Source organism: Alteriqipengyuania halimionae (genome assembly GCF_009827575.1).
Classification (GTDB): domain Bacteria; phylum Pseudomonadota; class Alphaproteobacteria; order Sphingomonadales; family Sphingomonadaceae; genus Alteriqipengyuania_A; species Alteriqipengyuania_A halimionae.
The window spans coordinates 2,231,100-2,257,009 of the sequence record NZ_WTYR01000001.1; the positions used below are offsets into that span (position 1 = coordinate 2,231,100).

The window sequence follows — 25,910 nt, forward strand, 5'->3', positions numbered from 1 at the left end:
CAGTCATGGCAGCCGCCCGGCCGTTTCGCGATCGCTTCGCGCTGCATGTGTTGCTGGCTTGGGTCGCTGGCTGCCTCGTGCTCGCGATCATCACCGTCGAACGTCTGCGCAACGGCCTGCCGGCCGGCCCGGACGATACGCTGAGGATGGTGCAGGTGCGTGACCTGCTGACAGGGCAGGGCTGGTTCGATGCCATGCAGTATCGCATCGATCCGCCCGCCGGGGTTCCGATGCACTGGTCCCGACTGGTCGATCTCCCGATCGCCGCCCTGATTGCTCTGCTCACCCCGCTGCTGGGTGCGGCATTGGCAGAATATGTCGCGTTGATAGCCGTGCCGCTGATGACTTTCGGCGCACTCGTCGCGACGATCGCATGGCTCGGGCAGCGCGTGCTCGATCGGCCAACCGCGCTGATCGCATGCTTCATCGCGGTGCTCGCCTTCCCGCTCGCGTTCCAGCTCTCGCCAATGCGGATCGACCACCATGGATGGCAGGCGGTCTGTTTCACGATCGCCGTCGCCGCACTCGCCGCGCGACGCCCGGCCATGGGCGGTGCGATTGCAGGCATCGCTTGCGCTGCAGGGCTGCTGATCTCGCTCGAATTGTTGCCCTTGGCGGCTGCGATAGGCGGCGTCCTGTTGCTCCGCAGGCTGCGCAGCCGTGCCGATGCTCGCTTGCTGTCCGCGTTCGTCCAGGCGCTCGCCGGGGGCCTGGTGCTAATCTTTCTCGTGACCAGGAGCCTCACCGGGGCGAGTGCGTTTTGCGACGCCATTGCGCCTGCCCATATCATGTCTGTGTTGGTGCTGGCGGCAGGCGTAACGCTGGCCGACCGCTTTCTGGCACGGTCGCGGGTGGCGGACATCGTATTCCTGGTCGCGACAGGTGCCCTCGCCCTGATCGCGTTCGGCACTGCCGCGCCGCAATGCCTTGGCAGTCCATTCGGATCGCTCGATCCGCTTGTGCGTGAATATTGGTATTCGCGCGTACCCGAAGGCATGCCCGTCTGGAAGCAGACCGCTGTCCGCGTCGTGCCGATGCTGGTCCATCTCGCGCTTGCGCTTGCCGCTGTCGTCACGCTCTGGCGACGCGCGCGTGGATCAGCGCGCGCCTGGTGGTCTGACTACCTCCTGCTGTTTCTTGCCACGAGCATGCTTGGACTGCTGGTCTGGCGCTCGATGGCGTTTGCCGCCGTACTGTGCCTGCTCCCGTTGGCCTGGCTGGTGCGGCGAGCGTTCGACACGTTTGTGTGTTCTCCTTCTCCCGGCAAACGCTTCGTCGCTGCTGCGGGGCTGCTGCTGATCATCCAGCCAGACGGGCCGGTCCTGCTTGCCCATACCGTGATGCCCGGCGAGCGCAGCACGGCCGATGCGAATAACGAAACCTGCGAAGTGGGCACCGCCTTCGCCGCGCTCGACAAAGAACCTCCGGGCGTGATCTTCGCCCAGCTCGATCTTGGCCCCGACATCCTGCTCCATACTCGCCACGCCGTGGTCGCGACGGGCCACCACCGCGCCAACACTGCGATTGCCGACGTCATCGGCACGTTTCTCGGGTCGTCCGAAGAGGCTCGGGAGACGTTTGCAGAACGCGGGATCGATTATGTCGCTTTCTGCGAGAACCTCGACGAGATCACGATCTATCGCCGCGCTGCGCCGGGCGGCTTGGCCGCGCAGCTGGTCGAGGACGATGTGCCCGACTGGCTCGAACCGGTCGCCCTTCCCGATGCAGGGAGCTTGCGCGTCTGGCGCGTACGCCGCGAGCCCTAGCGCTCTATCATGGTCAGTGGGCGCCGCAGCGCATCCATTCCTTACCCCGTCGCTCAATCTGGAGCGCACCATCACCACGATGACGGCAACGTCAAGCGACCTGGCGGGTATCGCGGGAAGTAGGCTAGGCTGGGCGGAAAGTCATCGCGGCGCCGTTCATGCACCAGCGTTTGCCAGTGGGTTTCGGCCCGTCGTTGAAGACATGGCCCAGATGCCCGCCGCAATCGGCGCAATGGACTTCGGTGCGCGGTACAACCAGGCGATAATCGTCCGACGTGCCGACAGCACCCTTGAGTGGCTTCCAGAAGCTCGGCCAGCCGGTGCCGCTTTCATACTTGGTGGCCGAAGAATAGAGCGCATTGTTGCACCCCGCGCAGTGGAAAATGCCCTTGCGCTTCTCCTTGTTGAGCGAAGAGCTGAAGGGCGCCTCGGTGCCCGCTTCGCGCAGGATATAGAACTGCTTATCGGACAGCCGTCGCCGCCACTCGGCCTTGCTGCGCTGGATCCTATAACCGCGCGCGGCAACCGGATTGGTCGCGTTGAGGATGAGAAAACCGGCGAGGGCGACCGAGCCGGTCAGGCCGATCGCCGTGCGCCGCGTGAAGCTGGGTTGTGCGCTATCCATGACCCTAGATACGGATGAAAGCCGCAATTGGTTGCACCCGCGCGAGCATCAGAACTTTTCGAGCGTTACCTCGAGCTTCCTGAAACCATGGACGAAATTGGCGCGCGTCCGCTCGACCTCGCCGGTCACCTGCGCCCGCAAACAGCGTTCGTGCATCTCTTCGAGCAGGACGCGCAATTGCAGTTCGGCAAGCCGCGCACCGACGCAGCGATGGATGCCGTAGCCGAATGCGAGATGGCGGCGGGCGTTCTCTCGGGTGATATCGAGCCGGTCGGGATCGTCGAACACCTCTTCGTCGCGATTGGCGGATAGATACCACAGCACCAGCTTGTCGCCCGCCTTGATGGTCTCGCCGAACAGCTCGGTATCCTCGGTCGCAGTGCGGCGCATATGCGCAAGCGGCGTCTGGAAACGAATGCACTCCTGCACCGCATTGGGGATCAGCGAGGCGTCTTCCTCGAACGCCTTGCGCTGATCCGGGAAGCGGTGGAACTCATGGATGATGCCGCTCATCGTGTTGCGCGTGGTGTCGTTGCCGCCGACGATCAGCAGCACGAGATTGCCGATGAATTCCTGCGGCGGCATCGCTTTCATGCTGTCCGAATGGAGCATCATCGAAATCAGGTCCTGCCCCGGTTCCTTGTTCGAACGGTCGGCCCAGAGCTGGGCGAAATAGCCGCCCATTTCGCGCAGGATCTCCTGCCGCTGCTGGTCGAGCTCGCGCACGGTGGCAATCTCGGTATCGCCCGCCCAGTCCGACCAGAAGGTCAGCAGATGGCGATCCTCCCACGGGAAATCGAACAGGATCGCCAGCATCTGCGTGGTCAGCTCGATCGAGACCTTTTCGACCCAGTCGAACTGCTCGCCCATCGGCAGCGAATCGAGCAGGGCCCCGGTGCGCTGGCGGATATCGCCTTCGAGCCGCTTCATCTCGGTCGGGGTGAAGGCCGGCGAGACGGTGCGTCGCTGGGCGGTATGTTCGGGCCGGTCCATCGCGATGAACATCGGCAGCTCGAATTCTTCCCCCGGTGCAACGTCGTCCGCCCGGTCGAGGATCGTGATCCCGCCATGCTCCCACGAGGACGAGAAGATGTCGGGCAGCGCCTCGACATGGGCGATCGCCTTGTGGCTCACGACGTTCCAGTGCGGACGGAACGGCGATTCATCGACGTAATGCAGCGGCCCCTTGGCGCGCATTTCGGCGAAGATCGGCTGCCAGCGATCCTCCAGATAAATGTCGGAGCGGCTGACATCGAACGGATGTGGATGTCGCAATTCGTGGTCCGGATGCGCGGCGAGCCAGTCCTTCAACGCCGCATGCGCGGTCGGCGCCGAACGATACTCACCCGGATAGGCATGCGCCTGCTTGGTCTGTGTAGCCATTTTCTCTCTCCCTTGGGAGAGAATGGGTCCGGCCACGCGGTCGAGTCAAGTAGGTTTCGATTTGGGACCGAATGCCCGCGACCACACGCTGCGCTTCTTTGCACCGCGAGGGCCGCTCTTCATCACCCATCGACGGAATAGTCGCGCGCCCATCGTCACGAAGATGCCGACGCACAGCGCCTGCCACGCGATCGCCAGCAGGTGCGGCCAGATCGCACCGTCGAATGCCGCCCGCGCGAACATCGCGAAAGGGGAACTGAACGGGATGACGATCGCCGCCCATTCGACCCAGCTTCCGGTCGCCGCGAGCGCATAGCTAGCGAAGAAGAACACCATCAGTTGCAGCATCGTAACCGGCATCGAGAGCGTCTGTACTTCGCGAACGGTTGTGGCGAGCGAGCCGATCGCGAGGAACACCGAGCCCAGCAGCAAATACCCCATCGCGAAATAGATCACGCCGAGGAGGAAGAAGAGCGGCCAGCCGACCGCCGGTTCGGTGAGCACCGGTATCGAATTGCCTGCCGCATAATGGATCGCTCCGCCGACGATGCCCCAGACGGCCACTCCCACCATCGAGACCGCAAGCATCGCGAACAGCTTGCCGAGGAAGACCGATTCCATCGGCACTGCTGCGGCGAGGATTTCGATCACCTTGTTGCCCTTTTCCTCGACGAGGTTGGACAGGACCATGCCCGCGAGCAGCATGATCAGCAGGAACAGCAGAACCTGCCCCGATTGCGCCGTTGCGAGGCGCGAGCGGGTGACATCGGCCGTGCTCGAACTGGTCGCGACCAAAGTGATTGAAGGCGGTTGTGGCACGGCATCGGGACGCTTGGCTTCCGCCAGCAACAGTCCGATCGGGCCTTCCCACGCGACAATCTGATCTTCGGTCCCGATCAGCTCGGGCTTGGCGATACTACCGGTTAGCACTGCGCCGAGATTGCGATCGTTTTGCTTGAGCGCCGCGCTCGGGTCGCCGGAATCCAGCAATTGGATCGCGGGCAGTGCCGCATCGAGCTGCGGGAAGAGCCGCGCATGCGCCGTCTCGACCTGTGCGGCCTCGGCGGGCGCCAGCATGACGCCGAGCTCGGCACGATCGACCTGGTCGCGCACCGAAGATCCGATCCCGCCAGCCAACACGCCGACCACGATCGGGAAAAGCGGGCCGAGCAGGAAAAAGATGAACGTACGGCTCAGCAGGATGGCGAGGAAATCGCGCCGCGCGATCACCATCGCCGCCTGCCAACGGCTGAGGCGACCGGTATGGGCATCGGTTGCGTGGATATCGCTCATCGCCTCTCTCCCGCCATGTCCGCTTCGAGCTGGCGTGCGGCCGCTTCACCGGCAATCTCGACGAAGGCATCGTGCAGCCCCGCACGCTCGATCGATAGCGACTGGATCCCCGCCTGCCCTTCGATCAGCGAGCGGAGCAGCGGCTCGACCCCGCTTTCGGGCAATTCGAAATTCCAGAACGCTCCTTCGGGCTCGAGCCCTGCCGGCAGCGCGGCACGCCATGCCCCGTCGCGCGCCTGCGTTTCGAGCCGGACCCGCGGACGGATGCGATCGCGCGCGTCATCGACCGGCCCTGCAAACGGCACGCGGCCACCTGCGATGATCGCGACCTCGTCGCACAGCCTTTCCGCATGGGCGATGACGTGGGTCGAGAAGATCACCGTGGTGCCCTCCTTGGCGAGATCACGGATCAGCACTTCGAGCTTGCCCTGGTTGATCGCATCGAGGCCCGAGAAAGGCTCGTCGAACACGACCAGTCGCGGGCGATGGACCAGCGTGCCGAGCAATTGCACGGTCTGCGCCATGCCTTTCGACAATTGCCGCACATCGCGATCGGCGGCGTAGCCGAGACCGTAATCCTCGAGCAATTCTCGGCCCCGCTCGCGCCCTTCGGCAAGCGAAAGGCCGCGCAGCGCGCCCATGAAGGCAATCGCTTCGATCGCCTTCATCGCCGGATAGAGTCCGCGCTCTTCGGGCAAATAGCCGACCGCATGCGCCATCGAGACCGGATCGTCCGACCCCAGCAGCGTGCGCGTGCCTTCATCGGGGTCGATAATCCCGAGCAGCATGCGCAGCGTCGTCGTTTTGCCCGCCCCGTTGGGGCCTAGGATGCCATAGATCGATTCAGCGGGCACGGCGAGGTCTACCCCCGATACCGCCAACGTGCCTTCGAACCGCTTGAGCAGACCCTTCGCTTCGATCGCCAGCTTGTGTGCCATGCCTGTCCTGTCTAGCCCGTGTCTTATGCCGACCCCTAGCGCGCCAATGGTTAAAGCTCCATCGACGGAGACGCTACGCGATCTCCAGGCGCGCGTGCGCGAGGAAGCGCGCGCTCTGGGCTTCGACGCGGTAGGCTTTGCCGATGCAACCGACGACCCCGCCACGGCGCAGCGGCTCCATCGCTGGCTCGGCGAAGGCATGCATGGGGCGATGGGGTGGATGGAAACCCGCGCGCACCAGCGGCAGGGCCCGCAGTCGCTCTGGCCCGACGCGATGAGCGTGATTGCACTGGGGGCCAGCTACGCACCGTCGACCGATCCGCTCGCCCATGAAGACGAGCCGGATACGGCTCGCATCTCGGTCTACGCGCAGGGGCGCGACTATCACGATGCGGTGAAGAAGAAGCTCAAGGCGCTGGCGCGATGGCTGGTGGCCGAGGCGGCGCGCGCCGGACTGGGCGAGCGACAGGTGAAGGTGTTCGTCGACACCGCGCCGGTGATGGAAAAACCGCTCGGCCAGAAGGCGGGGCTGGGCTGGCAGGGCAAGCACACCAATCTGGTCAGCCGCGAGCATGGAAGCTGGCTGTTTCTCGGCGCGGTTTTCGCCGACCTGCCTTTCGCCCCGGATCCCGAGCATGACGACCGCTGCGGATCTTGCAGCGAGTGCCAAAGCGCCTGCCCGACCGACGCGTTTCCGGAGCCCTACCGGCTCGATGCTCGGCGCTGCATCTCTTACCTCACGATCGAACATGCCGGGCCGATCCCGGAGGAATTCCGCGCCGCCATGGGCAACCGCATCTATGGTTGCGACGATTGCCTTGCGGTGTGCCCGTGGAACAAGTTTGCCGACACCGCCCACCGCTGGAAGGAATTCCTGCCGCGGGCCGAATTGGTCGCGCCCCGCCTCGCCGAATTCCTCGCACTCGACGATGCCGGTTTCCGCGCCCTGTTCTCGGGCTCGCCGATCAAGCGGATCGGGCGCAACCGCTTCGTGCGAAATTGCCTGATAGCCGCCGGCAATAGCGGCAACGAAGATCTGGTTGAGCCGGTCGAAGCCTTGCGTAGCGATCCCGATCCCGTCGTCGCCGAAGCGGCAGAGTGGGCGGCAGCGCGACTTATAGCAGCGACTTGAGCGGGATCTCGGGATCGGCCAGCGCCTCGATCGGAGCCTTCGTACCAGCCTCGACTAAGCGTCGGCCCTGTGCGTAATCGCGAGTTGCGTTGACGCAATCGAGCGCCACCACCTGGCCGTCTCGCAGATAGACGACAGAGAAGCTGCGGGACGCCGGATCGCCGCGCAGGACGCGCTCGTCATGGTTGGTCGACAGCCCGACCGTCTGCAGCCGAAGGTCGTACTGGTTCGACCAGAACCAGGGCACTGCATCGTAAGGCATCGGATCGCCGGTGATTGCGCGGGCAGCGGTGTTCGCCATGTCGTTGGCGTTCTGCACCGATTCCAGTCGGATGACTTCGCCACCGGCAAAGCGGTTGGCATGCAGCGCGCAATCGCCGATCGCGTAGACGTCGTCGAGCGAGGTGTGGCAATTCTCGTCCACATCGACCCCTCGGCCTCCGGTTGCACCGGCGGTCAGCAGGGGCGCGATATTGGGGATGAGGCCAATCCCTGCGATCACCAGATCGGTGCCGACGCTGCCGCCGCCAGCGAGCGCAATCGCTTCGACGCGGTCCTCGCCTTCGATTCCGGTCACTTCGCAACCCAGATGCAGATCGACGCCTTGCGCCATGTGTTCGGCAGCGTAAAAATCAGAGATTTCGCGCCCCGCCACACGCTTCAGAAGCCGGTCCTCCTGCTCGAATACCGCGACCTCGAGCCCCTGCTTGCGCAGCACCGCCGCTGCTTCGAGCCCGATATAGCCCCCGCCGATCACCGCGATCTTGCGCGCGCCGTCTTCGATAGCGGCGCGCAGCGCGTCGCTATCGGCGCGGTGGCGGATGGCGTGAATGCCCGGCAAATGAGCGCCGGGACAAGATAGCCTTCGTGCCTCGCCGCCTGCCGCCCAAATCAACGTTTCGTACGGCAGGGTTGCTCCACCTGCGAGCGCGACCGTTTTCGCTTGCGGATCGACCGCAACGACGTCCGCGCCGCCCTGCCACGCGATATCCTTGTCCGCCCAAAACTTCTCCGGGCGCAGCATGATGCGCTCGAACGGCTTCTCCCCGGCAAGGTATTCCTTGCTCAGTGGCGGGCGCTCGTAGGGCGGGCATTGCTCCCGCCCCACCATCCGGACCGGCCCGTCATAGCCGCGCTGACGCAACGCGATCGCACACTGGGCTCCGGCATGGCCGGTGCCGACGATGATCGCTCCTGCGCTCTCCGCCATCGGCTAGCGCAGCAGCAGGTTGCGCGCCTGGCTGGCAATCTGCGCCAGCATCGGAGCGGCCACGGGAATGGCGTTCTGCGCGCGCCGGACCATCGAGCGGAACTGCGCGATCGCCTCGGCATGCTTGAAGGACCAGTTCTCGACCGCCTTGACCGGATCCTTGGCCAGCTTGCCGCGCCCGACGCGCCGCAGGAATGCCAACCGCATATGCTGGAAATCCTGCGCCAGCCCGGCGACCAGCAACCGTTCCCACGGATCGGACGGGTTCATCTGCGATGCAGCGGTCTGCGCCCAGTCGAGACCGAGCTCCTTGCCCAGAACGACGAACGCCTTCGTCAGTTGGACCGGTGCCACTTCGCTCTCGCAGGACAGCTGGACAAGGCCGATCGCCCCATCGAGCTCGAACAGTTCGGCGATTTTCTCGACCAGCTTTTCAGGCGCCCCGGCATCGAGCATCGATTGCCGGATACGGGTCGAATAGGCCTGTCCCTCTTCGGCGAGCAGGCGCTGCTTGGCCTTGTCGATCTTGCCCACGCCGCTCGACAGCTTCTGTACCAGCACACTGGGTTCGCATTCGCCGCCACCGCTGCGCAGCAAGTCGGCGACATGCGTGCGGATCGCCCAGGCCGTGCGATCGAACAGTTCGAGCCGGGCCTTCTCGTCCATCGGAGTGGTTTCGATCTCGTCGAACAGCTTGGGAAGGTCGAACAGGCGATCCGCCGAGACGAAAGCCGACGCGACCTGCGCCAGGCTGACGCCTTCTTCCTCCACCAGTTCGAACGGGTGGACCAGCCCCAGCCGGTTGATGATACGGTTGGCAAGCTTGGTCGCGATCAGTTCGCGGCGCAGACGATGGTTGGCGATCTCTTCCTTGAACTTCTTGCGCATCGGTTCGGGGAACGAGGCGTACAATTCGCGTTCGAGCGCGGGATCGTCGGGCAACGTGCTGTTTTCGATCGCGTCCTGCAGCACCAGCTTGGACGACGACAGCAGCACGGCAAGCTCGGGCCGCATCAGCCCTTGGCCGTCATTGGCGCGGCGCACCAGCGAGGCACCATCGGCGATGCCTTCGGTCCGGCGATCGAGATAGCCGCGATCCTCGAGCGTTTCGACCAGCCGGACATACGATCCGGTCGCCTGCGATCCGCCGCGTTCGGCAATCGACAGAGCAAGCGCCTGAAGCCGGTTGTCGTCGAGTACGATCGCAGCGACGTCGTCGGTCATCTTCTCGAGCAAGTTGACGCGACGCTGTTCGGTCAATTTACCATCGCGTTTCGCCGCGGCGAGCGCGATCTTGATGTTGACCTCGTTGTCCGAGCAATCGACCCCGGCCGAATTGTCGATGAAGTCGGTGTTGATCCGCCCCCCAGCCAGCGCGAACTGGATGCGCCCGGCCTGGGTGATGCCCAGATTGGCCCCTTCGCCCACAGCCTTGACGCGCAAGTCCTCGCCATCGACACGGATCGCGTCGTTGGCCGGATCGCCGACCTGGCTGTTGGCCTCGCTGCTCGACTTCACATAGGTGCCGATCCCGCCGAACCACAGCAGGTCCGCCTGAGCCTTGAGGATTGCCGACATCAAGGTTTCGGGATCGACCGTTTCGTCTTCTATGCCGAGCGCATCACGCGCATCGGAGCTGAGCTTGATCGTCTTTTCCGCGCGCGAGAAAACCCCGCCGCCTTTCGAAATCTTGCTTTGGTCGTAGTCTTTCCAGCTCGACCGGCCCAGCTTGAACAGGCGTGCGCGTTCCTTCCAGCTGACCGCCGGATCGGGATCGGGATCGATGAAGATGTCGCGATGGTCGAATGCGGCAACCAGCTTGATCGCCTTCGACAGGAGCATGCCGTTGCCGAACACGTCGCCCGACATGTCGCCCACACCGACCACTTCGATCGGGTCTTCCTGAACGTCGACGCCCATTTCGAGGAAATGCCGCTGGACCGACACCCACGCGCCGCGCGCGGTGATGCCCATCGCCTTGTGGTCGTAGCCCTTCGATCCGCCGCTCGCGAATGCATCGTCGAGCCAGAAATCGAACTCGTTAGCAATGCCGTTTGCGACGTCCGAATAGCTCGCCGTGCCCTTGTCGGCGGCGACCACGAAATAGGGATCGTCGCCATCGCGGATGACCACCGCTTCCGGATGGACCACTGCGTTCTCGACCAGATTGTCGGTGATCGAAAGCAGCGCGGTGATGAACACTTCGTAGCTGGCCTGGCCTTCGGCCAGCCATGCATCGCGATCCTGCGTGGGATCGGGCAGCTGCTTGGGATAGAAGCCGCCCTTTGCCCCGGTCGGCACGATCACCGCGTTCTTGACCCGCTGGGCCTTCATCAGGCCGAGGATTTCGGTGCGGAAATCGTCGCGCCGGTCGGACCAGCGCAGGCCGCCGCGGGCCACCGGCCCGGCGCGCAGATGAATGCCTTCGACCCGGCGCGAATATACGAAAATCTCGCGCCAGGGCAGAGGCTTGGGCAGGCCCGGGACGCAAGCGGAATCGAATTTGAACGCGAGCGCTGCCGCACCCAGCGGGGCGAAAGCGTTGGTCCGCAGGATCGCGTCGATCGTTTTCAGATACAGCCGCAGCAGGCGATCGTCGTTTATCGCCGCCACGTCGATCAGGCCCGTGCGGATCGTTTCGCGCGCCTTCTTGGCCGCGCCGTCTCGATCCTTCGGATGTTCGGGATCGTGCAGCGCTCGGAAAAGCGCGATCAATCCGCGCGTGACGACCGGTGCATTCTGCAGCGCTGCCACTACGGTTGCGAGGCCGAAACCCATTCCCGTCTGGCGCAGATAGCGGAACCATGCCCGCAACCATTCTGCTTCGCGCGCTTCGAGTTCGGCGGCGACGATCAGCGAGTTGAAAAAATCGTCTTCGGCGTTACCGTTGAGGACTTCTGAGATCGCCGCTTCGATGGTCTCGGCTCGTGCGAGCAGCGAGTCCGAATCGACGCTCGGCGGAAGGCCTAGCTCGAAATCGTGGATCGTGCCCAGATCGCCGTCTTCGAGCCGCGTCGGCACTTCGCCCAGCACGCGGAAACCGAAATTCTCAAGCGCGGGGACCGCATCGGAGAGCGCGAGCACGCCCTTCTTCTGGTAGATCTTGAGATGCAGGCGATCCGATTGCGCCTCGCCGAAGCGGTGGAAACGCGCGCCCCGCATCGGGAAGCCGTCCTCGTTGTCCTCTTCGGGCAGCGCGCGCAGGCGGCGAATGTCGGTCGCGCCCTCGACCGGTCCGTAATTGGCGCGATAGCCGAGTGGGAATGCCGCTGCGAAACGGTTGGCGATGGCGAGCGCGCGCGAAGGCTCTTCATGCTGCGCGAGTTCGCTTTCGACCGCTTCGCTCCAGCCGCGCACCATCTCCTGCAATCGCTGATCGAGGCGTTCCTCGTCGGGCATCTTCTGGCCCTTGCGGATATCGAAAACGAAACGCAGCATCGCCAGATTGCCGCCTTCGACCTGGAGGCTCCAGTCGAGCAGTTCGGCACCGGCTGCTTCGCCAAGCATCTGCTGTATCTGGCGGCGCACCGTCGTCGAGATCGTATCGCGAGGCAGCCAGACGAAGGCGAACAGGTGCCGTGCCAGCGGCGCGCGGACGAGCGAGAGTTTGGGCCGCGGGCGGTCGGTCAGGCTCATCATCGCCATGACCACGCGTTCCAGGTCCTCGCTTTCGAAGCCGATTACGAGATCGTGCGGCAGCGTCGACAGCGCATGGACCAGCGCCTTGCCGGCATGCCCGCCGGGATCGAAATCGAATTTGTCGATCATATGCGCCAGCGCCGAGCGCAGCACCGGGATTTGCGTGGCGGGCGCCGCCAGCGCTGCGCTGGTCCAGGTTCCGGCATGTACCGAAAGCGCCGCGACCTCGCCGTCTTCGTGCACCGGAATGATGAACAGATCGAGCGGCACACGCCGGTGGACCTTGCTCATCCGGTTGGATTTGATGATCAGCGGCGCGCGCGAACGCGGGCCGTCGCCGGCATCATCGAACCATTTAAACGCGCGCTCGTAGCTCTTGTCGAACAGCACGGTCTTGCTGCTCTTCTTGCAGATGCCGAGCACATCCGAATGCGACCCGTCGCGGTGGCGGGTGACATGGCCAAGCTGGGTGAGCATGCCCGAATTGAGCCATTGAAGGAGTGCCGCCCCTTCGGTGTCCGAGATAGTCTCGGTATCGGCGCGCATCGTTTCCTGCATGCGCAACCAGTCGCCGACTGCCGCACGGACGTCGGCCAACGTCAGGCGCAGCGATTTTTCGAGTTCCTTGCGATGCTTGGCATCGAGCCGGTCGGTCTCGATATACATCATCGATTCGCGCTTGCACTCGGTGTCGACCTTGCGCGGCGCATCCTGCAGGCGCCCCTTGTCGTTGCGCTTCACGCAGATCACCGGATGCACCAGGCGATGGATCGCCGCACCGGCCTCGGCCAGGGTCAACGCGATCGAATCGACCAGGAACGGCATGTCGTCATTGACGATCGCGATCCGCATGAACCGTTCGCTGGCGGTTCCGGTAATCGACTCGATGGCGAAGGCCGGTTCGTCGGCATCGCGCTGCATCGCCGCGCGCGCCGTGAACTTCACCGCTTCATCGAGATGCTTGCCCTTGAGCTCGGGATCGTCGGGCAGCAGCGATTCCGCCATCTGCCGGCCGATTTCCTTCGCAATGCTGGCGGGCACGCGGACCGAGTTCGATTTCGATTGCGACGCTGACGCCGCCTTTTTCTTCGCCGCCATGAAAAAACTCCAGCCGGGCGCTATATCCTCTCCCGCACCCGAAGACCTCACTCCGCAGCACGGCTCTTGGGGCGGGCCTATGCGCCTCGCATACGATGATCGCAAGGGTCGCGTTGCGGGGCGGAGCGGCTATTCGGTGAGCTGTTCGAGATAGGCGTTGGCCGTCTTCGCCTGCGGCGAGGCAGGGCCGAGTGCGACCACCGATTCAAAGCTTGCGCGGGCCGCGTCGATACGGCCGTCGAGCGCCGCGATCACACCCGCTTCAAGGCCGGCATCCAGATCCTCCGGAGCGAGCGCAACAGCCGTTTCGATGAATCCCTGCGCCGCGACGAGATCGTTCATCCGCCGCGCGAGCGTGGCCGAAAGCAACCAGCCCAGCGCGAACTGGGGGGCGTCGGAACGCGCGTCGGCCAGCGCTGCGGCAGCGTCTTCTGACTGGTCCAGCGCGACCAGCGCACGGGCGAGATCGACGGCGGTCTCTCCAGCCAGTTCGTTCAATCCAGCGACGCGCGCATCGTCGCGTGCGGTGCGCAGAAGCGGCAGCGCGCGCAACGGATCGGGAACGGCAAGCGCCGCATTGCCCGCCATCGCACCGACGCGTGCACGGCCTGCCAGATCTGTTTCCGGGGTCGCTTCGCGCGCCGCTTCGAACGCGTCGGTCGCGGCTTCCCATCGCAGCAGCCTCGTATAGGCCACGCCGAGGCAGGTCTGCGGCGCTGCGGTGCTGGACCCCGACGTCTCGCCCAGCCAGCTGCCACCGGTCGCAATCGCGGTCGCAGGATCGGTGCGCGCCTGTTCGAGGCACTCGGCCAAGCGGGGATCGGAGGCGAAGGGCTGGGCCTGGAGGGCAAAGGAGAGCAATGCGGCGGTAAGAGTCACGATGTTCAGTCCAAACGGTCGAGCAGCTGCGCGATGGTCGTCAGCAGCCGCGCGACGTCCTGTTCGCGCGACATGCGATGATCGGCATCCTTGACGAGCACCAGCTGCACATCGTCTGAACCAAGCGCTGACATCAGCCGGAGCGCGGTTTCCCACGGCACCTCGCTATCGCGCTGTCCCTGAAGCAGAACGACGGGGCATATCACGGGAATGGTCGCATCGAGCTGGCGGTTGGCCTGGCCGTCGCGCCAGAAACCGGGGTGGGTCGGCGCAGGCGGATAGCCGTAATCATTGTCTTCGAAGATCGTCTCGCCCGCCTCGAGCTGCGACTTCTGCTCCGGATCGAAACCCCAGTCGGTGAAGTCGGGCGCTGCCGCGATCCCGACCATCGCAGCGCAGCGATCGCCCAGGGCGCGTGCGACTATCAGCATCAACCAGCCGCCCATCGAGGATCCGACGAGCACCACGCGCTCATCCGAACGCGCGCCTATGACGTGGTCGATCACTGCCACTACCTCGTCGCGCCAGCGCGACAACGTGCCATCGGCGAAATCGCCCGCACTGCGGCCGCAGCCGGAATAATCGAGCAGCAGGCAGGCGCGGCCCACTTTCTGAGCCCATGCGAACAAGGCAGTCGCCTTGCCGCCCTCCATATCGGACAGGTAGCCGGGCAGGAACACCAGGAGCGAACCAGCTCCAGCCGTGTGACGATAGGCAATCCGACGACCGTCATCGAGATCGAGGAAGCTAGGCGTCGTCATCTTCGCGTCGGCGGCGGCACGTCGATGGTTGTGACAGGCCCCCGCGCTTTGCCTCCTTCGACGTGGTTCTCCACCACATTCCCGTCTTCATCAACCGAGCGCGTCACCGTGAAGACGGTTGCGCTGTCGGCTACATCGGGGTCGTCCGCACACATGTCCTGCAAGGCAAACCATTCCTCCTCGCTCAGCGCGGGGCGGTAACGCCGCTTGCCGACCGCCTTGCGAAAGACCTCCTTGCGATCGGCGGAATGAGGGTGGCTGGAAAGATACCCGATCGCGGTATCGACCCGCGAATAGGAACGGTCCTCGCCGCCCAGCCGCTCGAAGAATGCCGCGCCTCCTTCGGGCGAGATATCGGCCGCTTTCATCCGTTCGATACTGTAGCGATCGGCTTCGCTTTCGGCATCGCGCGAATAGCTGAGCGAGAGCAGGCCCGACACGGTCGACCCGCCGCTGCCGTCGAACCCGCCGAGCAGAACCGAAAGTCCCATCTGGCGGATCAGCGACTGCATCACGTGACGTTTGCGCACATGGCCGATCTCGTGGCCCAGCACGGCGGCGACTTCGTCGGGGCTTTCAGCTTCATTGAGCAGCCCGTCGAACAGCAAGACGCGCCCGCCGGGGAGGGCGACTGCGTTGACCATCTGCATATTGACCACTTCGACCTTGAGGTTCTCCCCCCGCCCGTCGAGTTTGGCTGCGAGCTTTGCCAGCGCGGCCTGGCCTTGCGGCGTCGAACAGACGCGGCCGCCGAAATCGTCGAACAGCCATTCGCCCATTCGCGCCTCGGTCCTCTCCGGCACCGATGGCGCGATCCAGGCCGGGGACGTCAGCACCACCGCCGCCACGACCGCGCTGATAGCGGCGAGCACACCGGCGGAAGGAAGCAGCCCCATTCGATCGATAAACCAGCCATAGCGTTTCTCGGGCGGCAAGAGACCGGCCAGTTCCGGCGGAGGCGGGTTGGCAATGCCGAGGCGATACCCGTCGATGTGCTCGTGGCGATAGACGAGGAACTCGCCTTGCTCGTCGGCAAAGGCGAGGTCGGCGAAGGCGTAGTCGCCGATCTCCCTGTCGTTTTCGATCACCACAAAGCGCGCGCCGCGCGGCTCGATCAGCACATAGCGGCGCAAGGCGACTTCGCCATCGTAATGCCAGGCGGGAAAGCGGGCCATCTAGAATGCCCCCATGTCGAAGGCGTCGAGCAGGCCTTCACCGTGACGCGCGCGCGCCGTGTCCGACTGGGTCAACAGGTCGAGATCGATTTCGCCATAGGCTTCCAGATGGACGATGAAGAATTTCCAGTGGCGATAGCCCAGGAAGATCAACCCGATCCCAAGCGTGCCTACCGCCAGTAGGACGTCGACAAGGAACAGTTTGAACCAGTCCTTCGTGCTCGCACTGAAATGGAAATCGAGCCGTTCGAGGCTCAGGCCCGAGATCGCCACACGAAAATACTTGGCGTAGAAGAACAGCGCAATCAGGCCGAGAACGACATAGACCGAGAGGATCATCACCAGAGCTACAATCGCCGCAGCCGCTTCGACACGGCCCTGCGCAAGTCCGATCGAACTCGCGAACAGGACGCCACCCACCACCGCGAGGATGAAGGGTGCAAGGTAGAACAGCAGGTAGCGCTTCATCAGTGCACCCGACTCGCCATCGGCGCGAAACCGGAAAGGGCCGAAGCTCATCTTGTTCCAGCGCTCGTTCCACAGCGTAACCATGGTCCAAGGGACGAGAAGGCCCATGACAAGGTAGCCGACGATCCACCGCCACACATAGGACCAGCCATATCGCCATCCGCGATCGTCCGCGCCGCCGCGAATTCCGTGCCAGTACGTGCGGCCCAGCCGGTAACGCAGGGCGCGAAACAGTGCGACGCCACCGAGGTAGAAGGTGATCATGAAGGCAGCGAAGAGCAGCAACCCGGCAGCCGCTGGATCATTGTCGAAGATCAGCCTCTGGATCACGAAGGTGAGTATGAAATAGGGGCCGAAGAACAGCACGATCACGAGGATGAAACCGAAGAACAGTTCCTTGCCGGTCCCGGTCCATTCGAGCCGCTCATCGATGAATTGCGTACGACTCCACAGATAGCGTCGCTCGCGCGTCTTTGCCCAGAAGCGGTAGACGCCCAGAGTGACGATCGTCAGCAGCAAATTGGAAAAGGCGATTGGCGCGAATTCGCGCCAGCTCCCGTGAAACCGAAACGCGGATTGCGCCTCCGGCAATTGGTCGTCCATTCTGTCCCCCTCGTCGGGGTCGCAGTTCTCGCGATTATCGGGCGCGCGTCAACCGGCTGTCGCAGCTACATCAGCACGGGGAGCGTCAAACCGTGATGCGGCTCGTCGCAGGCGCCCGCCTCGCTATAGCCGCAGGCTGCAAGCAGCAGAGTGCCGGCCATCAGCGCGATCCATGATAGTCGTTTCATCGCCCGAGCCCCCCTCAGCTTTGCGAACCCTGTTCTTCCGGCGCGAAGATATCCTCGATCTGCATCGTGAAAACTTGCGCGATCCTGAACGCAAGCGGCAACGAGGGATCGTAGCGCCCGGTTTCGATCGCATTGACCGATTGGCGAGAAACTTCAAGCCTCTCGGCAAGGTCCTGCTGCGACCAGTTGCGTTCGGCCCGCAGCACCTTCAGGCGGTTCTTCACGCGCCGGCCCCGTTGCGGTCGCGCAGGGCCTGAACGCCTTGCGCGATCCCCATTCCAAATGCCCAGATCGGCACGGCCCACCAGCCGGGCACATGCGGGACCAGTTCGAAGGTTTCGAGGAATCCCCAGAAGCTACCAATCGCCAGCACTGCGCCCAATCCGACCAGCGAAGCCATGATCGCGCGATGCCGGAGATATTCGTCGGCTTCTTCGGCGATATAGCGACCCATGACATAGATCATCCAGAAAATCGGGATGATCGGAAGCATTGCCAGCACCCAGGTCAGACCGATTGACGGATCAAGATTGCGCCAGACCCACAGCGCGATGCCGAGCCCCAGCATGTATGCCAGCGAACTCGCCATGATACCGCGGGTGTAACGCGCCGCGGCGGTGCTCGCGCCCTTCCCGGTTTTCGCCGCGCCATGGGCGTGGCGAAAGAAGGCGAACATGAGCGCGACCGGAATGATCGCGAGGATATAAGCCGTGGACTGATTGATCGCCCCGCTGATCTTGAGCCCGAGAATGGCCGCCGCCGTGCCCAGCATCATCCCGCCCAGCAGCCCCGCGCGGGAATAGGGCGCGCGGCGCGATTGCGATTCTCCGCCCGCGCTCACGAGCGGATCCTCGCCAGCAAATTGCACGATCCGCGCGAACCCAGCCACGCGCCGGGGAACAGCGCCAGCAGCGCGAAGGGCGCGATCTGGGCCACTCTCTCGGGCACGATCCCGATTCTGGCGAGCAGCGCGACAACGAGCATCGCCGCGGCGAGCAAGAGCGCTTGATAAATCTGTTTCATGGCAAGGGTCCTTTTCTTGATGTAAAGCCTGTTTGTCATGCATTGTGGGTGCTGTCAAGCTCCCTTTCCAAAAAGGAGCGTGTCCTTGCCTTTCGTTGCGCTCGGCTGTCACCATACAGTCATCTGTGCGAGGCAAGCGGCGCGCGAATGGAGAGCCCGATGATTCCAACCGAACCGCCTGCCACCGAATCGACCGCCAAAGGATCGCACGCCACCGCCGTGATCAATCGGCGAACGCTGCTCAAATCAGGGGTGCTGGCAACCGCCCTGGCTGGATCGCCGGTGCTAGCTCAGTCCGGCGAACGCGGATTCACCCACGGAGTTGCCAGCGGCGAGCCCGGGGCCGATCGCGTGCTGTTGTGGACTCGTTTCGTTGCCGACTCGCCCGCCAAGCTCACTTACGAGTTGAGCGACACGGCCGACTTTGCGCGCATCGTTACCGGGGGCGAGGCTTCGGCTACCCCGGATCGCGACTGGTGCTGCAAGGCCAAGGTCAACGGGCTCGAACCGGATAGCTGGTACTATTATCGCTTCGTATCACCCGATGGGTCGATCTCTCCGGTGGGCCGAACCCGCACACTACCGCTCGGCCCGACCGAGCGGTGGCGGATGGCGGTGTTCTCCTGCTCCAATATCGGCTTCGGGTGGTTCAACGCCTACGCCCATGCCGCCGCCGAAGACGCGTTCGACATGATCGTGCACACGGGCGATTATTTCTATGAATACGGCCGCGGGACCTATCCCTCGGTCGAACAGGCGCTGGCCGATCGCAGGCTCGATCCAACGAACGAGATCGTTACGCTGGCCGATTACCGCGCGCGGCACGGACTCTATCGCCGCGATCCGGATCTGCGTCGCCTGACCCAGCTCTACCCGATGATCGCGGTGATCGACGACCACGAGAGCGCGAACGACTCCTGGCGCGGCGGGGCCGAGAACCACCAGCCCGAGACGGAAGGCGACTGGAGCGTGCGCAAGCGCGCCGCCATGCGCGCCTATCGCGAATGGATGCCAGTCGACGACGAGGTCGATTATGCGCGCTACGATATCGGCGACCTGGCTACGCTGTTCCGGCTCGAAACCCGGCTGACCGGGCGCGATGAGCAGTTCTCGATCGGCAAGGTGATTTCGGGGAAGACCTCGCCCGACGAGATGATGGCCGCGCTTTCCCGCTTCCATGATGGCGAGTATCTCGACCCGTCGCGCAACATGATGGGCGAAGCGCAAAGCGCTTGGTTGAGCGAGGGACTCGGGCAATCGAAGCGTGACGGCACAACATGGCAGGTGCTCGTCCAGCAAGTGCTGACGGGCTCGGTTTCGACACCCACCGGATTGGCCGATTCGCTCGGCGACGATGTGCCCGACTATGTCCGCCAACGTGTCCGTGCCGGAGCGCTGGCCGCAAAGGCTGGCCTCCCGCTTAACATGGACGCATGGGACGGTTATCCCGCCGCCCGCGCGCGCCTGTTCGAAAGCGCGCTTGCCGCCGATGCCGATCTCATCGTTCTCGCCGGCGACACCCACAATGCCTGGGCCTTCGACCTCGATCACGATGGTGACCGCGTCGGCGTGGAGTTCGGCGGGCAATCGGTGACATCGCCGGGGTTCGAAAGCTATCTGCCGCAGATCCCGGCAGACCGCCTCGCCAGCGCCCTGGTGGAGGCCAATCCGCAACTGCGCTGGGCCCAAAGCTCGCGCCGCGGCTACATGGCAGTCGAGCTGACACCGACGCGTGCGACCAGCGAATATCGCTTCCTGTCGGGCATCCGTTCGCGATCCACGGCCCTGGCCGCCACCCATCGCGAAAGCGTGCGCAACGGCGAGAGAACACTCGAAACTTGATCGGGCCGCGCCGCCGGACTATCTTGTCCGCATGGCCAAACGTGTGACCACCACGACGACTACCACCCCGGCGCTCCGGGGGCGGTCGGTCGCGCGCTAGTCGCACCGCCGCCACCCGGTTTCGGGTGGTGCGGCGTCCTCCCGAAATCGCAGAGCTTTCAACGTCGCGCTTTTTTCGCGTGCGCGCCTGTGCAATGGCGCGCGCAACAACTGGACGAGACCGATGACCGAACTGCTCAAGATCAGCCTGCCCGATGGTTCCGTGCGCGAGATGGAGGAAGGCTCCACCCCGGCAGACGTCGCCGCCGCGATCGGGCCCGGCCTGGCCAAGGCCGCCATCGCCGCCCGCGTCGATGGAGAATTGCGCGACATCAACCGCCCGTTCGAAGGCGATGCCGAGCTCGCGCTGGTCACGTCGCGCGACGAGGAAGACGCGCTCGAACTCGCGCGCCACGACTACGCCCACGTTCTGGCCGAAGCGGTGCAGGCACTTTGGCCCGGCACGCAAATTACCTTCGGCCCGGCGACGGACGACGGTTTCTATTACGACGTCAAGGCACCCGAAAGCCGCGATCCGTTCAGCATGGACGATCTCCCCGCGATCGAGGAAAAGATGCGCGAGATCATCAAGGCTGACAAGCCGCTGCGCCGCGAAGTGTGGTCGCGCCAGCAGCTGATCGAGAAGTGGGAAACCGAGGGCGAGACCTTCAAGGCCGAATGGGCCAAGGAACTGCCCGAGAACGAAGAGCTGACGGTCTACTGGTCGGGCGAAGACTGGCTCGACATGTGCCGCGGCCCGCACCTGCCCAGCACGGGCAAGCTCGATCCGCAGGCGTTTAAGCTGATGCGCGTTGCCGGGGCCTATTGGCGAGGCGACCAAAACAACGCGCAGCTCACGCGCATCTACGGCACAGGCTGGCTCAACAAGAAGCAGCTCAACGCGCATCTCCACCGGCTCGAGGAAGCCGCCAAGCGCGACCACCGCAAGCTGGGCCGCGAGATGGACCTGTTCCACCTGCAGGAAGAAGCACATGGCAGCGTCTTCTGGCACCCCAAGGGCTATCGCATCTGGCGCGAGCTCGAGGCCTATATGCGCCGCAAGATGGACGGTGCCGGCTATCGCGAGATCAAGACCCCGCAATTGATGGATGTGCGCCAGTGGGAGCAGTCCGGCCACTGGGGCAAATATGCCGAGAACATGTTCGCGGTGCCCGATATCGTGCCCGAGATCGAAGGCCTTGGAGACGACAACGACGGCAAGGGGGCCGCGCCCGAGGTCGCCGCCGATGCCGACTGGATGGCGATCAAGCCGATGAATTGCCCGGCGCATGTGCTCGTGTTCAAGCAGGGTATCACCTCCTATCGCGACCTGCCGATCCGCTTGGGCGAGATGGGCTGCTGCCATCGCAACGAGCCGCATGGCGCGCTCCACGGACTGATGCGCGTGCGCCAGTTCACCCAGGACGATGCGCATATCTTCTGCACCGAAGCGCAGGTCGTCGAAGAGGTTCGCGCGTTCTGCGAACTGGCCGACAGCGTCTACAAGGACTTCGGTTTCGAGTACGACGTCAAGCTCGCCCTGCGTCCTGAAAAGCGGTTCGGCTCGGATGAAATGTGGGACAAGGCCGAGCAGGAAATGCGCGACGCGGTCGAAGAAGCGGGCATGGCCAATGACGAGTATGGCTGGGAGGAACTCCCCGGCGAAGGTGCGTTCTATGCGCCCAAGCTCGAATGGCACCTGACCGACGCGATCGGGCGGACCTGGCAGGTCGGCACGATCCAAGGCGACCGCGTGCTGCCGGAACGGCTCGATGCGACCTATGTCGGCGAGGATGGCGAGCGTCATCGCCCGGTCATGCTGCACCGCGCGATCTTCGGATCGTACGAGCGCTTCATCGGCATCCTGATCGAGCATTTCGCTGGTCGACTACCCGTCTGGCTTGCACCGGTGCAGGCGGTGGTCGCGACGATCGTTTCGGATGCGGACGACTATGCCAAGGAAGCGGTTGCGAAACTGGAAGCAGCGGGGATCCGCGTCGAGAGCGACCTGCGCAACGAGAAGATCAACTACAAGGTGCGCGAACACTCGCTCGCCAAGGTTCCGCACCTGCTGGTAGTCGGCAAGCGCGAGGCCGAGGAAGGCACGGTCGCCGTCCGCACACTGGGCGAAAAGGAGCAACGCGTGATGAGCCTGGACGAGGCCATTGCGATGCTGAAAGACGCTGCCACCCCACCCGATCTGAAGCAGGGCTGATCCACTGGAAGCCCTCGCCGGATTCACCGCACTGCAGCTCGCGGTTGCGCTCGGCACCGGGCTGGTCGCCGCGTTCATTCGCGGGCTGGCGGGGTTCGGCCTCGCGATCCTCCTGGTGCCGGTGCTGGCGTTGGCGCTCACTCCCGTCGAGGCGGTCCTGACCACCAACGTAGTTGCGCTGCTGATCGGCGGTCTCGAACTGCCGCGCCTGCTGCGCGAAGCGGAGAAGAGTGTCTGGGCGATCATCGGCCTGGTGCTGCTGACGACACTTCCGGGGCTAGCCCTGCTCGCGGCGACCCCGCCCGACATTGCCCGGTTGCTGATCGCTCTGGTCGCGCTTTCCGCGTTCGTCGCAATCCTGTTTCCGGTGCGCGAGCCCGAACAGCCTGGCGCCGTGACAACGGGGCTGACCGGCGTGGCGACCGGTGTCCTGACCGGGTTCGCCGGCATGCCAGGCCCCCCGGTGGTACCCTATTACGTCGGGCGCGCGATTCCGCGGCAGGCGGCCAAAAGCTCGATGATCCTGATCTTCACTTTCGCCGCAGCGATCGGGATCGGATCGGGCGTTGCGCTGGGACGGATGGAAGGGCGGTTCGCGCTGTTGGGCGCGCTGCTGCTACCCGTCGTGCTGGTCGGCACATGGCTCGGCCGCAAGGCCGACGGCCATGTATCGGACCGCGCCTGGCGCATCTTCGTAGGGGTGGTGCTGGCAGCCGCAGCGATGGCGGCGCTGGCGAAACTCGTCGCCTAATAGGGCAGCGGCTGCCCGGCGAAGATCAGTGCGGCAGCGCAGGCGATCACGAACAGGCTGCGGACGATATCCGCCTGCCCGAGTGTCTCGATCTGTGCTGCACGTGAAGAATTCGCCATGATCGAGACTCTCGCATGGCCGCGCTAAGAAAGCGTTAATCCGGTTCGCTCGGCATTTGCATCGACGCGCAGTGAAACGATCCGCCGCCTGCGAGCACCGCGTCCGCCTGTAAGCCGATCGTCTCTCGGCCGGGAAACAGCTCGGCAATTGCGGAGACCGCTTCGGCGTCATGGACCGAACCATAGGTCGGCACCACAACCAGTGCATTCGTGATTGCAAAGTTCATGTAGCTTGCCGGGACGACCTCGTCGCCCATCGTGATCCTGCCCGGGGAGGGTACGTCGAACAGCGACAGGTTGGTCTTGCCAATCCGTGCACGGGCATCGGCATAGACCCCGGCATTGGGATCGTCCGCGCCGCTCGGGACAGGAAGCGCCAGGGCATTGGGCGCCACGAAGCGGGCGAGATTGTCGACATGACCGTCGGTGTGATCGTTGACCAGACCGTCGCCCAGCCAGATAACGTCGTCCACGCCGAACGCCTCGCGCATCCGCGCCGCCGCGTCTTCGCACGAAAAATCGGCGTTGCGATTGGCGTTGGGAACGCATTGCGCGGTGGTCACGAGATGCCCCGCCCCGTCGACATCGATTGCCCCGCCTTCGAGGATCCATTCGTGCTCTTCGACCGGCAGACCGGCGTCACGTGCGATGTCTGCGCCGATCTCACGGTCGCCATCCATCAGATACTTGCCGCCCCAGCCATTGAACCCGAAGCGCAGCGCGCGCCTCTCCCCAGCATCGATGACCGTCAACGGCCCTGTGTCGCGTATCCAGATGTCCCCGTAACGTCGCCGCTCCAGCGTGACTCCAGCCGACACCAGCGACTTCGCACGCGCTTCGTTCGCGGCATCGCGCACCAGCAGGCGAACCTCCTGTCCGCTTTCGGCGACGGCGTTGGCATAGGCCGCGATCTGCTCCTGCGCACGAGCGATCACGCCGGGCCATTCGGCCTCTTCATGCGGAAAACCGATCCACAGCCAATCCTGCGGCGCCCATTCGGGCGGGAGAAGGCGCGTCATCTCAGCCCTTGGTCGCGGCCGGATTGCACGGGGCCACGCCCGTGCACTGCTCGTCACGCAAGCGGCGGAATTCGTCGCCCTCGTTCCAGTTCGGCCAACTCGTCGACATCGCCAGCATCCGGCCGAGACGATAGAACAGCGCCAGATCCTGCATCACGCCCGACCAGTCCCAGTTCTCGTCGAACTCGTCGCCCGGCGCATGGTAAGCATCGTCGCGATAGGCCGTTTCGTAAGCCTTGCCAGCCTCGACACCGCCATCGACGAGGTCCTGCCCGCCATCGATATAGAGCATCGGCAATCCGCGCTTGGCCATGCTGAAATGATCAGAACGGTAGTAGTAGCCCGCTTCGGGATTGGGGTTGGGGGTCGCGGTGCGGCCATCGGCCTTGAGCGCTGCATCGAGGAAGGCATCAAGCTGCGACTTGCCGGGGCCGACCACGGTGACATCATTCGATTTGCCAGCCAGCGACAGCGCATCCATGTTCACCCCGCCGACGGTCTTGTTCAGCGGGAAGACCGGATTCGCCCCGTAATATTCGGACCCCAGCAGCCCCTGCTCCTCTGCGGTCACGGCGAGGAACACCATGCTGCGATCCGCGGCGCCGGCCTTGGCATTGGCTTCGGCCAGTGCGACGAGCGCTGCGGTGCCGGTCGCGTTGTCGATCGCACCGTTGCAGATTTCATCCTCGGCACCCGGCTCGCATTTACCCAAGTGATCCCAGTGGGCGGTGAACAGCACATATTCGTCGGGCCGCTTGGTGCCAGGCAGAATCCCGATCACATTTTTCGATTCATAATTGCGGAAACTGTTGTCGAAGGAAGTCGAAATGGTCGCATCAAGCGGCACAGCCTTGAACCCGTCGCGACGCGCAGCGGCGGTCATCTGGGCGAGATCCTTGCCCGAAGCGCGCAGGATTTCTTCGGCGGCATCCTTGGTCACCCAGCCATTCATCTGGGTCTGGCTTGCGCCCTTGTCGTCGCGCTGGGCATAGCTCTGCGCGCCCGACCAGCTGTTGCGCACCGTTGTCCAGCCATACGACGCCGGCGCCGTGTCATGGATGATGATTGCGCCCACCGCGCCCTGGCGTGCGGCTTCCTCGTACTTGTAGGTCCAGCGACCGTAATAGGTCATCGCCTTGCCGTTGAACGGACCGTCGAGCCCTTCGACGCCGAAATCAGGATCGTTGACGAGGATGACCGCGGTCTTCCCCTTCATGTCCACGCCTTCGTAGTCGTTCCAGTCCTTTTCGGGTGCGACGATGCCGTATCCCACGAACACGAGCTCGCTGTCCTTGATCGCGGTCGTGGGCGTTTCGCGATAGGACACGCCGACCCAATCGTCCTGATAATTGAACTTCAGCGTCTCGTTCCCGGCCTCGACCGTGAGCGGAGCGAAGTTGCTGCCGGTGATCTCGACCAGCGGAACGTCCTGGAACCAGCTGCCGTCATTGCCCGGTTGGAGCCCCGCCGCCTTGAACTTGTCGACGAGCCAGGCGAGCGTCAGTTCTTCGCCGAGCGTCCCGGGAGCCCGGCCTTCGAAAGCATCGGACGACAGCGCGCGCGTGCCTTCGCGCACGGTTTCGAGCGAAATCTCGGGCACCTCGACATCGGGAATGTCCAGACCGGTCGTGTCGACCACGATCTCTTGCGGTTCTTCGGAGCTCGAATTGCAGGCGGCGAGCGCAATGGCGGCGCTGAGGGCGAGAACGCGGCGGATCATGGAAAAGCTCTCCAGCAAAATCAT

The 25,910-nt window shown here is 64.2% G+C and carries 22 protein-coding genes; 5 read left to right on the forward strand and 17 right to left on the reverse strand.

Annotated elements, in window-relative coordinates; all coding sequences use genetic code 11:
- Positions 1-5 precede the first annotated feature (5 nt).
- Positions 6-1,766, forward strand: a complete 1,761-nt coding sequence (locus GRI68_RS10700; protein WP_160617232.1) for a hypothetical protein — start codon at positions 6-8, stop codon at positions 1,764-1,766.
- A gap of 124 nt (positions 1,767-1,890) precedes the next feature.
- Here the strand turns inward: GRI68_RS10700 and msrB are convergent, their stop codons facing one another.
- From msrB to GRI68_RS10720, 4 genes are read right to left on the reverse strand one after another with little or no spacing between them, the layout of a single operon-like run.
- A complete protein-coding gene (gene msrB, locus GRI68_RS10705) occupies positions 1,891-2,391 on the reverse strand; it encodes a peptide-methionine (R)-S-oxide reductase MsrB (protein ID WP_160617233.1) in 501 nt (166 codons plus the stop codon).
- Positions 2,392-2,439: 48 nt separating this feature from the next.
- Positions 2,440-3,774, reverse strand: coding sequence for a cytochrome P450 (locus GRI68_RS10710; RefSeq protein WP_160617234.1), 1,335 nt, complete (start codon positions 3,772-3,774; stop codon positions 2,440-2,442).
- 45 nt (positions 3,775-3,819) lie between these two features.
- Positions 3,820-5,067 carry an ABC transporter permease gene (locus GRI68_RS10715; RefSeq protein ID WP_160617235.1) on the reverse strand — a complete coding sequence of 416 codons (1,248 nt, stop codon included), beginning with the start codon at positions 5,065-5,067 and terminating at the stop codon, positions 3,820-3,822.
- Entirely contained in the window at positions 5,064-6,005 is a 942-nt protein-coding gene (locus tag GRI68_RS10720) for an ABC transporter ATP-binding protein (RefSeq protein WP_160617236.1), read from the reverse strand. Before GRI68_RS10720 ends, GRI68_RS10715 begins: the two co-directional genes overlap by 4 nt.
- 46 nt (positions 6,006-6,051) lie before the next feature.
- On the opposite strand from GRI68_RS10720, the gene queG reads away from it, so the two are divergent.
- Entirely contained in the window at positions 6,052-7,137 is a 1,086-nt protein-coding gene (gene queG, locus GRI68_RS10725) for a tRNA epoxyqueuosine(34) reductase QueG (RefSeq protein ID WP_160617237.1), read from the forward strand.
- Here queG and GRI68_RS10730 read toward each other — a convergent pair.
- From GRI68_RS10730 to GRI68_RS10770, 10 genes are all read right to left on the reverse strand, one after another.
- Complete coding sequence (locus GRI68_RS10730; RefSeq protein ID WP_160617238.1) at positions 7,121-8,347, reverse strand: NAD(P)/FAD-dependent oxidoreductase; 1,227 nt, start codon at positions 8,345-8,347, stop codon at positions 7,121-7,123. The two genes, queG and GRI68_RS10730, sit on opposite strands and share 17 nt — an antisense overlap.
- Before the next feature lie 3 nt (positions 8,348-8,350).
- Entirely contained in the window at positions 8,351-13,084 is a 4,734-nt protein-coding gene (locus GRI68_RS10735; protein WP_160617239.1) for an NAD-glutamate dehydrogenase, read from the reverse strand.
- 129 nt (positions 13,085-13,213) lie between these two features.
- Entirely contained in the window at positions 13,214-13,963 is a 750-nt protein-coding gene (locus GRI68_RS10740; RefSeq protein ID WP_160617240.1) for a tetratricopeptide repeat protein, read from the reverse strand.
- Between the two features lie 5 nt (positions 13,964-13,968).
- On the reverse strand, positions 13,969-14,724 hold the full coding sequence (locus tag GRI68_RS10745) for an alpha/beta hydrolase (RefSeq protein ID WP_160617241.1): 756 nt from the start codon (positions 14,722-14,724) through the stop codon (positions 13,969-13,971).
- Positions 14,721-15,899, reverse strand: a complete 1,179-nt coding sequence (locus GRI68_RS10750) for a M48 family metallopeptidase (protein ID WP_160617242.1) — start codon at positions 15,897-15,899, stop codon at positions 14,721-14,723. The genes GRI68_RS10745 and GRI68_RS10750 overlap by 4 nt, the downstream gene beginning before the upstream one ends.
- Complete coding sequence (locus GRI68_RS10755; protein ID WP_160617243.1) at positions 15,900-16,970, reverse strand: YjgN family protein; 1,071 nt, start codon at positions 16,968-16,970, stop codon at positions 15,900-15,902.
- Between the two features lie 65 nt (positions 16,971-17,035).
- A complete protein-coding gene (locus tag GRI68_RS13905) occupies positions 17,036-17,158 on the reverse strand; it encodes a hypothetical protein (RefSeq protein WP_267902105.1) in 123 nt (40 codons plus the stop codon).
- Between the two features lie 14 nt (positions 17,159-17,172).
- The gene (locus GRI68_RS10760) at positions 17,173-17,382 is read right to left on the reverse strand and encodes a helix-turn-helix transcriptional regulator (protein WP_160617244.1); all 210 of its coding nucleotides are present in this window, start codon (positions 17,380-17,382) and stop codon (positions 17,173-17,175) included.
- The gene (locus GRI68_RS10765; protein ID WP_160617245.1) at positions 17,379-17,999 is read right to left on the reverse strand and encodes a hypothetical protein; all 621 of its coding nucleotides are present in this window, start codon (positions 17,997-17,999) and stop codon (positions 17,379-17,381) included. Before GRI68_RS10765 ends, GRI68_RS10760 begins: the two co-directional genes overlap by 4 nt.
- Positions 17,996-18,181 (reverse strand): hypothetical protein, encoded by a 186-nt coding sequence (locus GRI68_RS10770; protein WP_160617246.1) that lies wholly within the window; start codon positions 18,179-18,181, stop codon positions 17,996-17,998. Before GRI68_RS10770 ends, GRI68_RS10765 begins: the two co-directional genes overlap by 4 nt.
- 159 nt (positions 18,182-18,340) lie before the next feature.
- On the opposite strand from GRI68_RS10770, the gene GRI68_RS10775 reads away from it, so the two are divergent.
- From GRI68_RS10775 to GRI68_RS10785, 3 genes are all read left to right on the forward strand, one after another.
- Entirely contained in the window at positions 18,341-20,023 is a 1,683-nt protein-coding gene (locus GRI68_RS10775) for an alkaline phosphatase D family protein (protein ID WP_234028781.1), read from the forward strand.
- A gap of 223 nt (positions 20,024-20,246) precedes the next feature.
- Positions 20,247-22,277, forward strand: a complete 2,031-nt coding sequence (gene thrS / locus GRI68_RS10780; protein ID WP_160617248.1) for a threonine--tRNA ligase — start codon at positions 20,247-20,249, stop codon at positions 22,275-22,277.
- Between the two features lie 61 nt (positions 22,278-22,338).
- Positions 22,339-23,028 carry a sulfite exporter TauE/SafE family protein gene (locus tag GRI68_RS10785; protein ID WP_325063819.1) on the forward strand — a complete coding sequence of 230 codons (690 nt, stop codon included), beginning with the start codon at positions 22,339-22,341 and terminating at the stop codon, positions 23,026-23,028.
- On the opposite strand, the gene GRI68_RS13910 is transcribed toward GRI68_RS10785, so the two are convergent.
- Genes GRI68_RS13910 through GRI68_RS10795 form a run of 3 tightly spaced genes read right to left on the reverse strand, consistent with a single transcriptional unit; the run spans position 23,025 to position 25,886 of the window.
- Complete coding sequence (locus tag GRI68_RS13910) at positions 23,025-23,147, reverse strand: hypothetical protein (protein WP_267902106.1); 123 nt, start codon at positions 23,145-23,147, stop codon at positions 23,025-23,027. The two genes, GRI68_RS10785 and GRI68_RS13910, sit on opposite strands and share 4 nt — an antisense overlap.
- 35 nt (positions 23,148-23,182) lie before the next feature.
- Positions 23,183-24,166 (reverse strand): agmatine deiminase family protein, encoded by a 984-nt coding sequence (locus GRI68_RS10790; protein WP_160617249.1) that lies wholly within the window; start codon positions 24,164-24,166, stop codon positions 23,183-23,185.
- 1 nt (position 24,167) lies between these two features.
- Positions 24,168-25,886, reverse strand: coding sequence for a M28 family metallopeptidase (locus tag GRI68_RS10795; RefSeq protein WP_160617250.1), 1,719 nt, complete (start codon positions 25,884-25,886; stop codon positions 24,168-24,170).
- Between the last annotated feature and the right edge of the window lie 24 nt (positions 25,887-25,910).

What these genes read in the sequence shown, in the direction of transcription:
- GRI68_RS10700 (WP_160617232.1), top strand. Translation starts at nt 6, where the DNA reads ATGGCAGCCGCCCGGCCGTTTCGCGATCGCTTCGCGCTGCATGTGTTG.
- msrB (WP_160617233.1), bottom strand. Translation starts at nt 2,391, where the DNA reads ATGGATAGCGCACAACCCAGCTTCACGCGGCGCACGGCGATCGGCCTG.
- GRI68_RS10710 (WP_160617234.1), bottom strand. Translation starts at nt 3,774, where the DNA reads ATGGCTACACAGACCAAGCAGGCGCATGCCTATCCGGGTGAGTATCGT.
- GRI68_RS10715 (WP_160617235.1), bottom strand. Translation starts at nt 5,067, where the DNA reads ATGAGCGATATCCACGCAACCGATGCCCATACCGGTCGCCTCAGCCGT.
- GRI68_RS10720 (WP_160617236.1), bottom strand. Translation starts at nt 6,005, where the DNA reads ATGGCACACAAGCTGGCGATCGAAGCGAAGGGTCTGCTCAAGCGGTTC.
- queG (WP_160617237.1), top strand. Translation starts at nt 6,052, where the DNA reads ATGGTTAAAGCTCCATCGACGGAGACGCTACGCGATCTCCAGGCGCGC.
- GRI68_RS10730 (WP_160617238.1), bottom strand. Translation starts at nt 8,347, where the DNA reads ATGGCGGAGAGCGCAGGAGCGATCATCGTCGGCACCGGCCATGCCGGA.
- GRI68_RS10735 (WP_160617239.1), bottom strand. Translation starts at nt 13,084, where the DNA reads ATGGCGGCGAAGAAAAAGGCGGCGTCAGCGTCGCAATCGAAATCGAAC.
- GRI68_RS10745 (WP_160617241.1), bottom strand. Translation starts at nt 14,724, where the DNA reads ATGACGACGCCTAGCTTCCTCGATCTCGATGACGGTCGTCGGATTGCC.
- GRI68_RS10750 (WP_160617242.1), bottom strand. Translation starts at nt 15,899, where the DNA reads ATGGCCCGCTTTCCCGCCTGGCATTACGATGGCGAAGTCGCCTTGCGC.
- GRI68_RS10755 (WP_160617243.1), bottom strand. Translation starts at nt 16,970, where the DNA reads ATGGACGACCAATTGCCGGAGGCGCAATCCGCGTTTCGGTTTCACGGG.
- GRI68_RS13905 (WP_267902105.1), bottom strand. Translation starts at nt 17,158, where the DNA reads ATGAAACGACTATCATGGATCGCGCTGATGGCCGGCACTCTGCTGCTT.
- GRI68_RS10770 (WP_160617246.1), bottom strand. Translation starts at nt 18,181, where the DNA reads ATGAAACAGATTTATCAAGCGCTCTTGCTCGCCGCGGCGATGCTCGTT.
- GRI68_RS10775 (WP_234028781.1), top strand. Translation starts at nt 18,341, where the DNA reads ATGATTCCAACCGAACCGCCTGCCACCGAATCGACCGCCAAAGGATCG.
- thrS (WP_160617248.1), top strand. Translation starts at nt 20,247, where the DNA reads ATGACCGAACTGCTCAAGATCAGCCTGCCCGATGGTTCCGTGCGCGAG.
- GRI68_RS13910 (WP_267902106.1), bottom strand. Translation starts at nt 23,147, where the DNA reads ATGGCGAATTCTTCACGTGCAGCACAGATCGAGACACTCGGGCAGGCG.
- GRI68_RS10790 (WP_160617249.1), bottom strand. Translation starts at nt 24,166, where the DNA reads ATGACGCGCCTTCTCCCGCCCGAATGGGCGCCGCAGGATTGGCTGTGG.
- GRI68_RS10795 (WP_160617250.1), bottom strand. Translation starts at nt 25,886, where the DNA reads ATGATCCGCCGCGTTCTCGCCCTCAGCGCCGCCATTGCGCTCGCCGCC.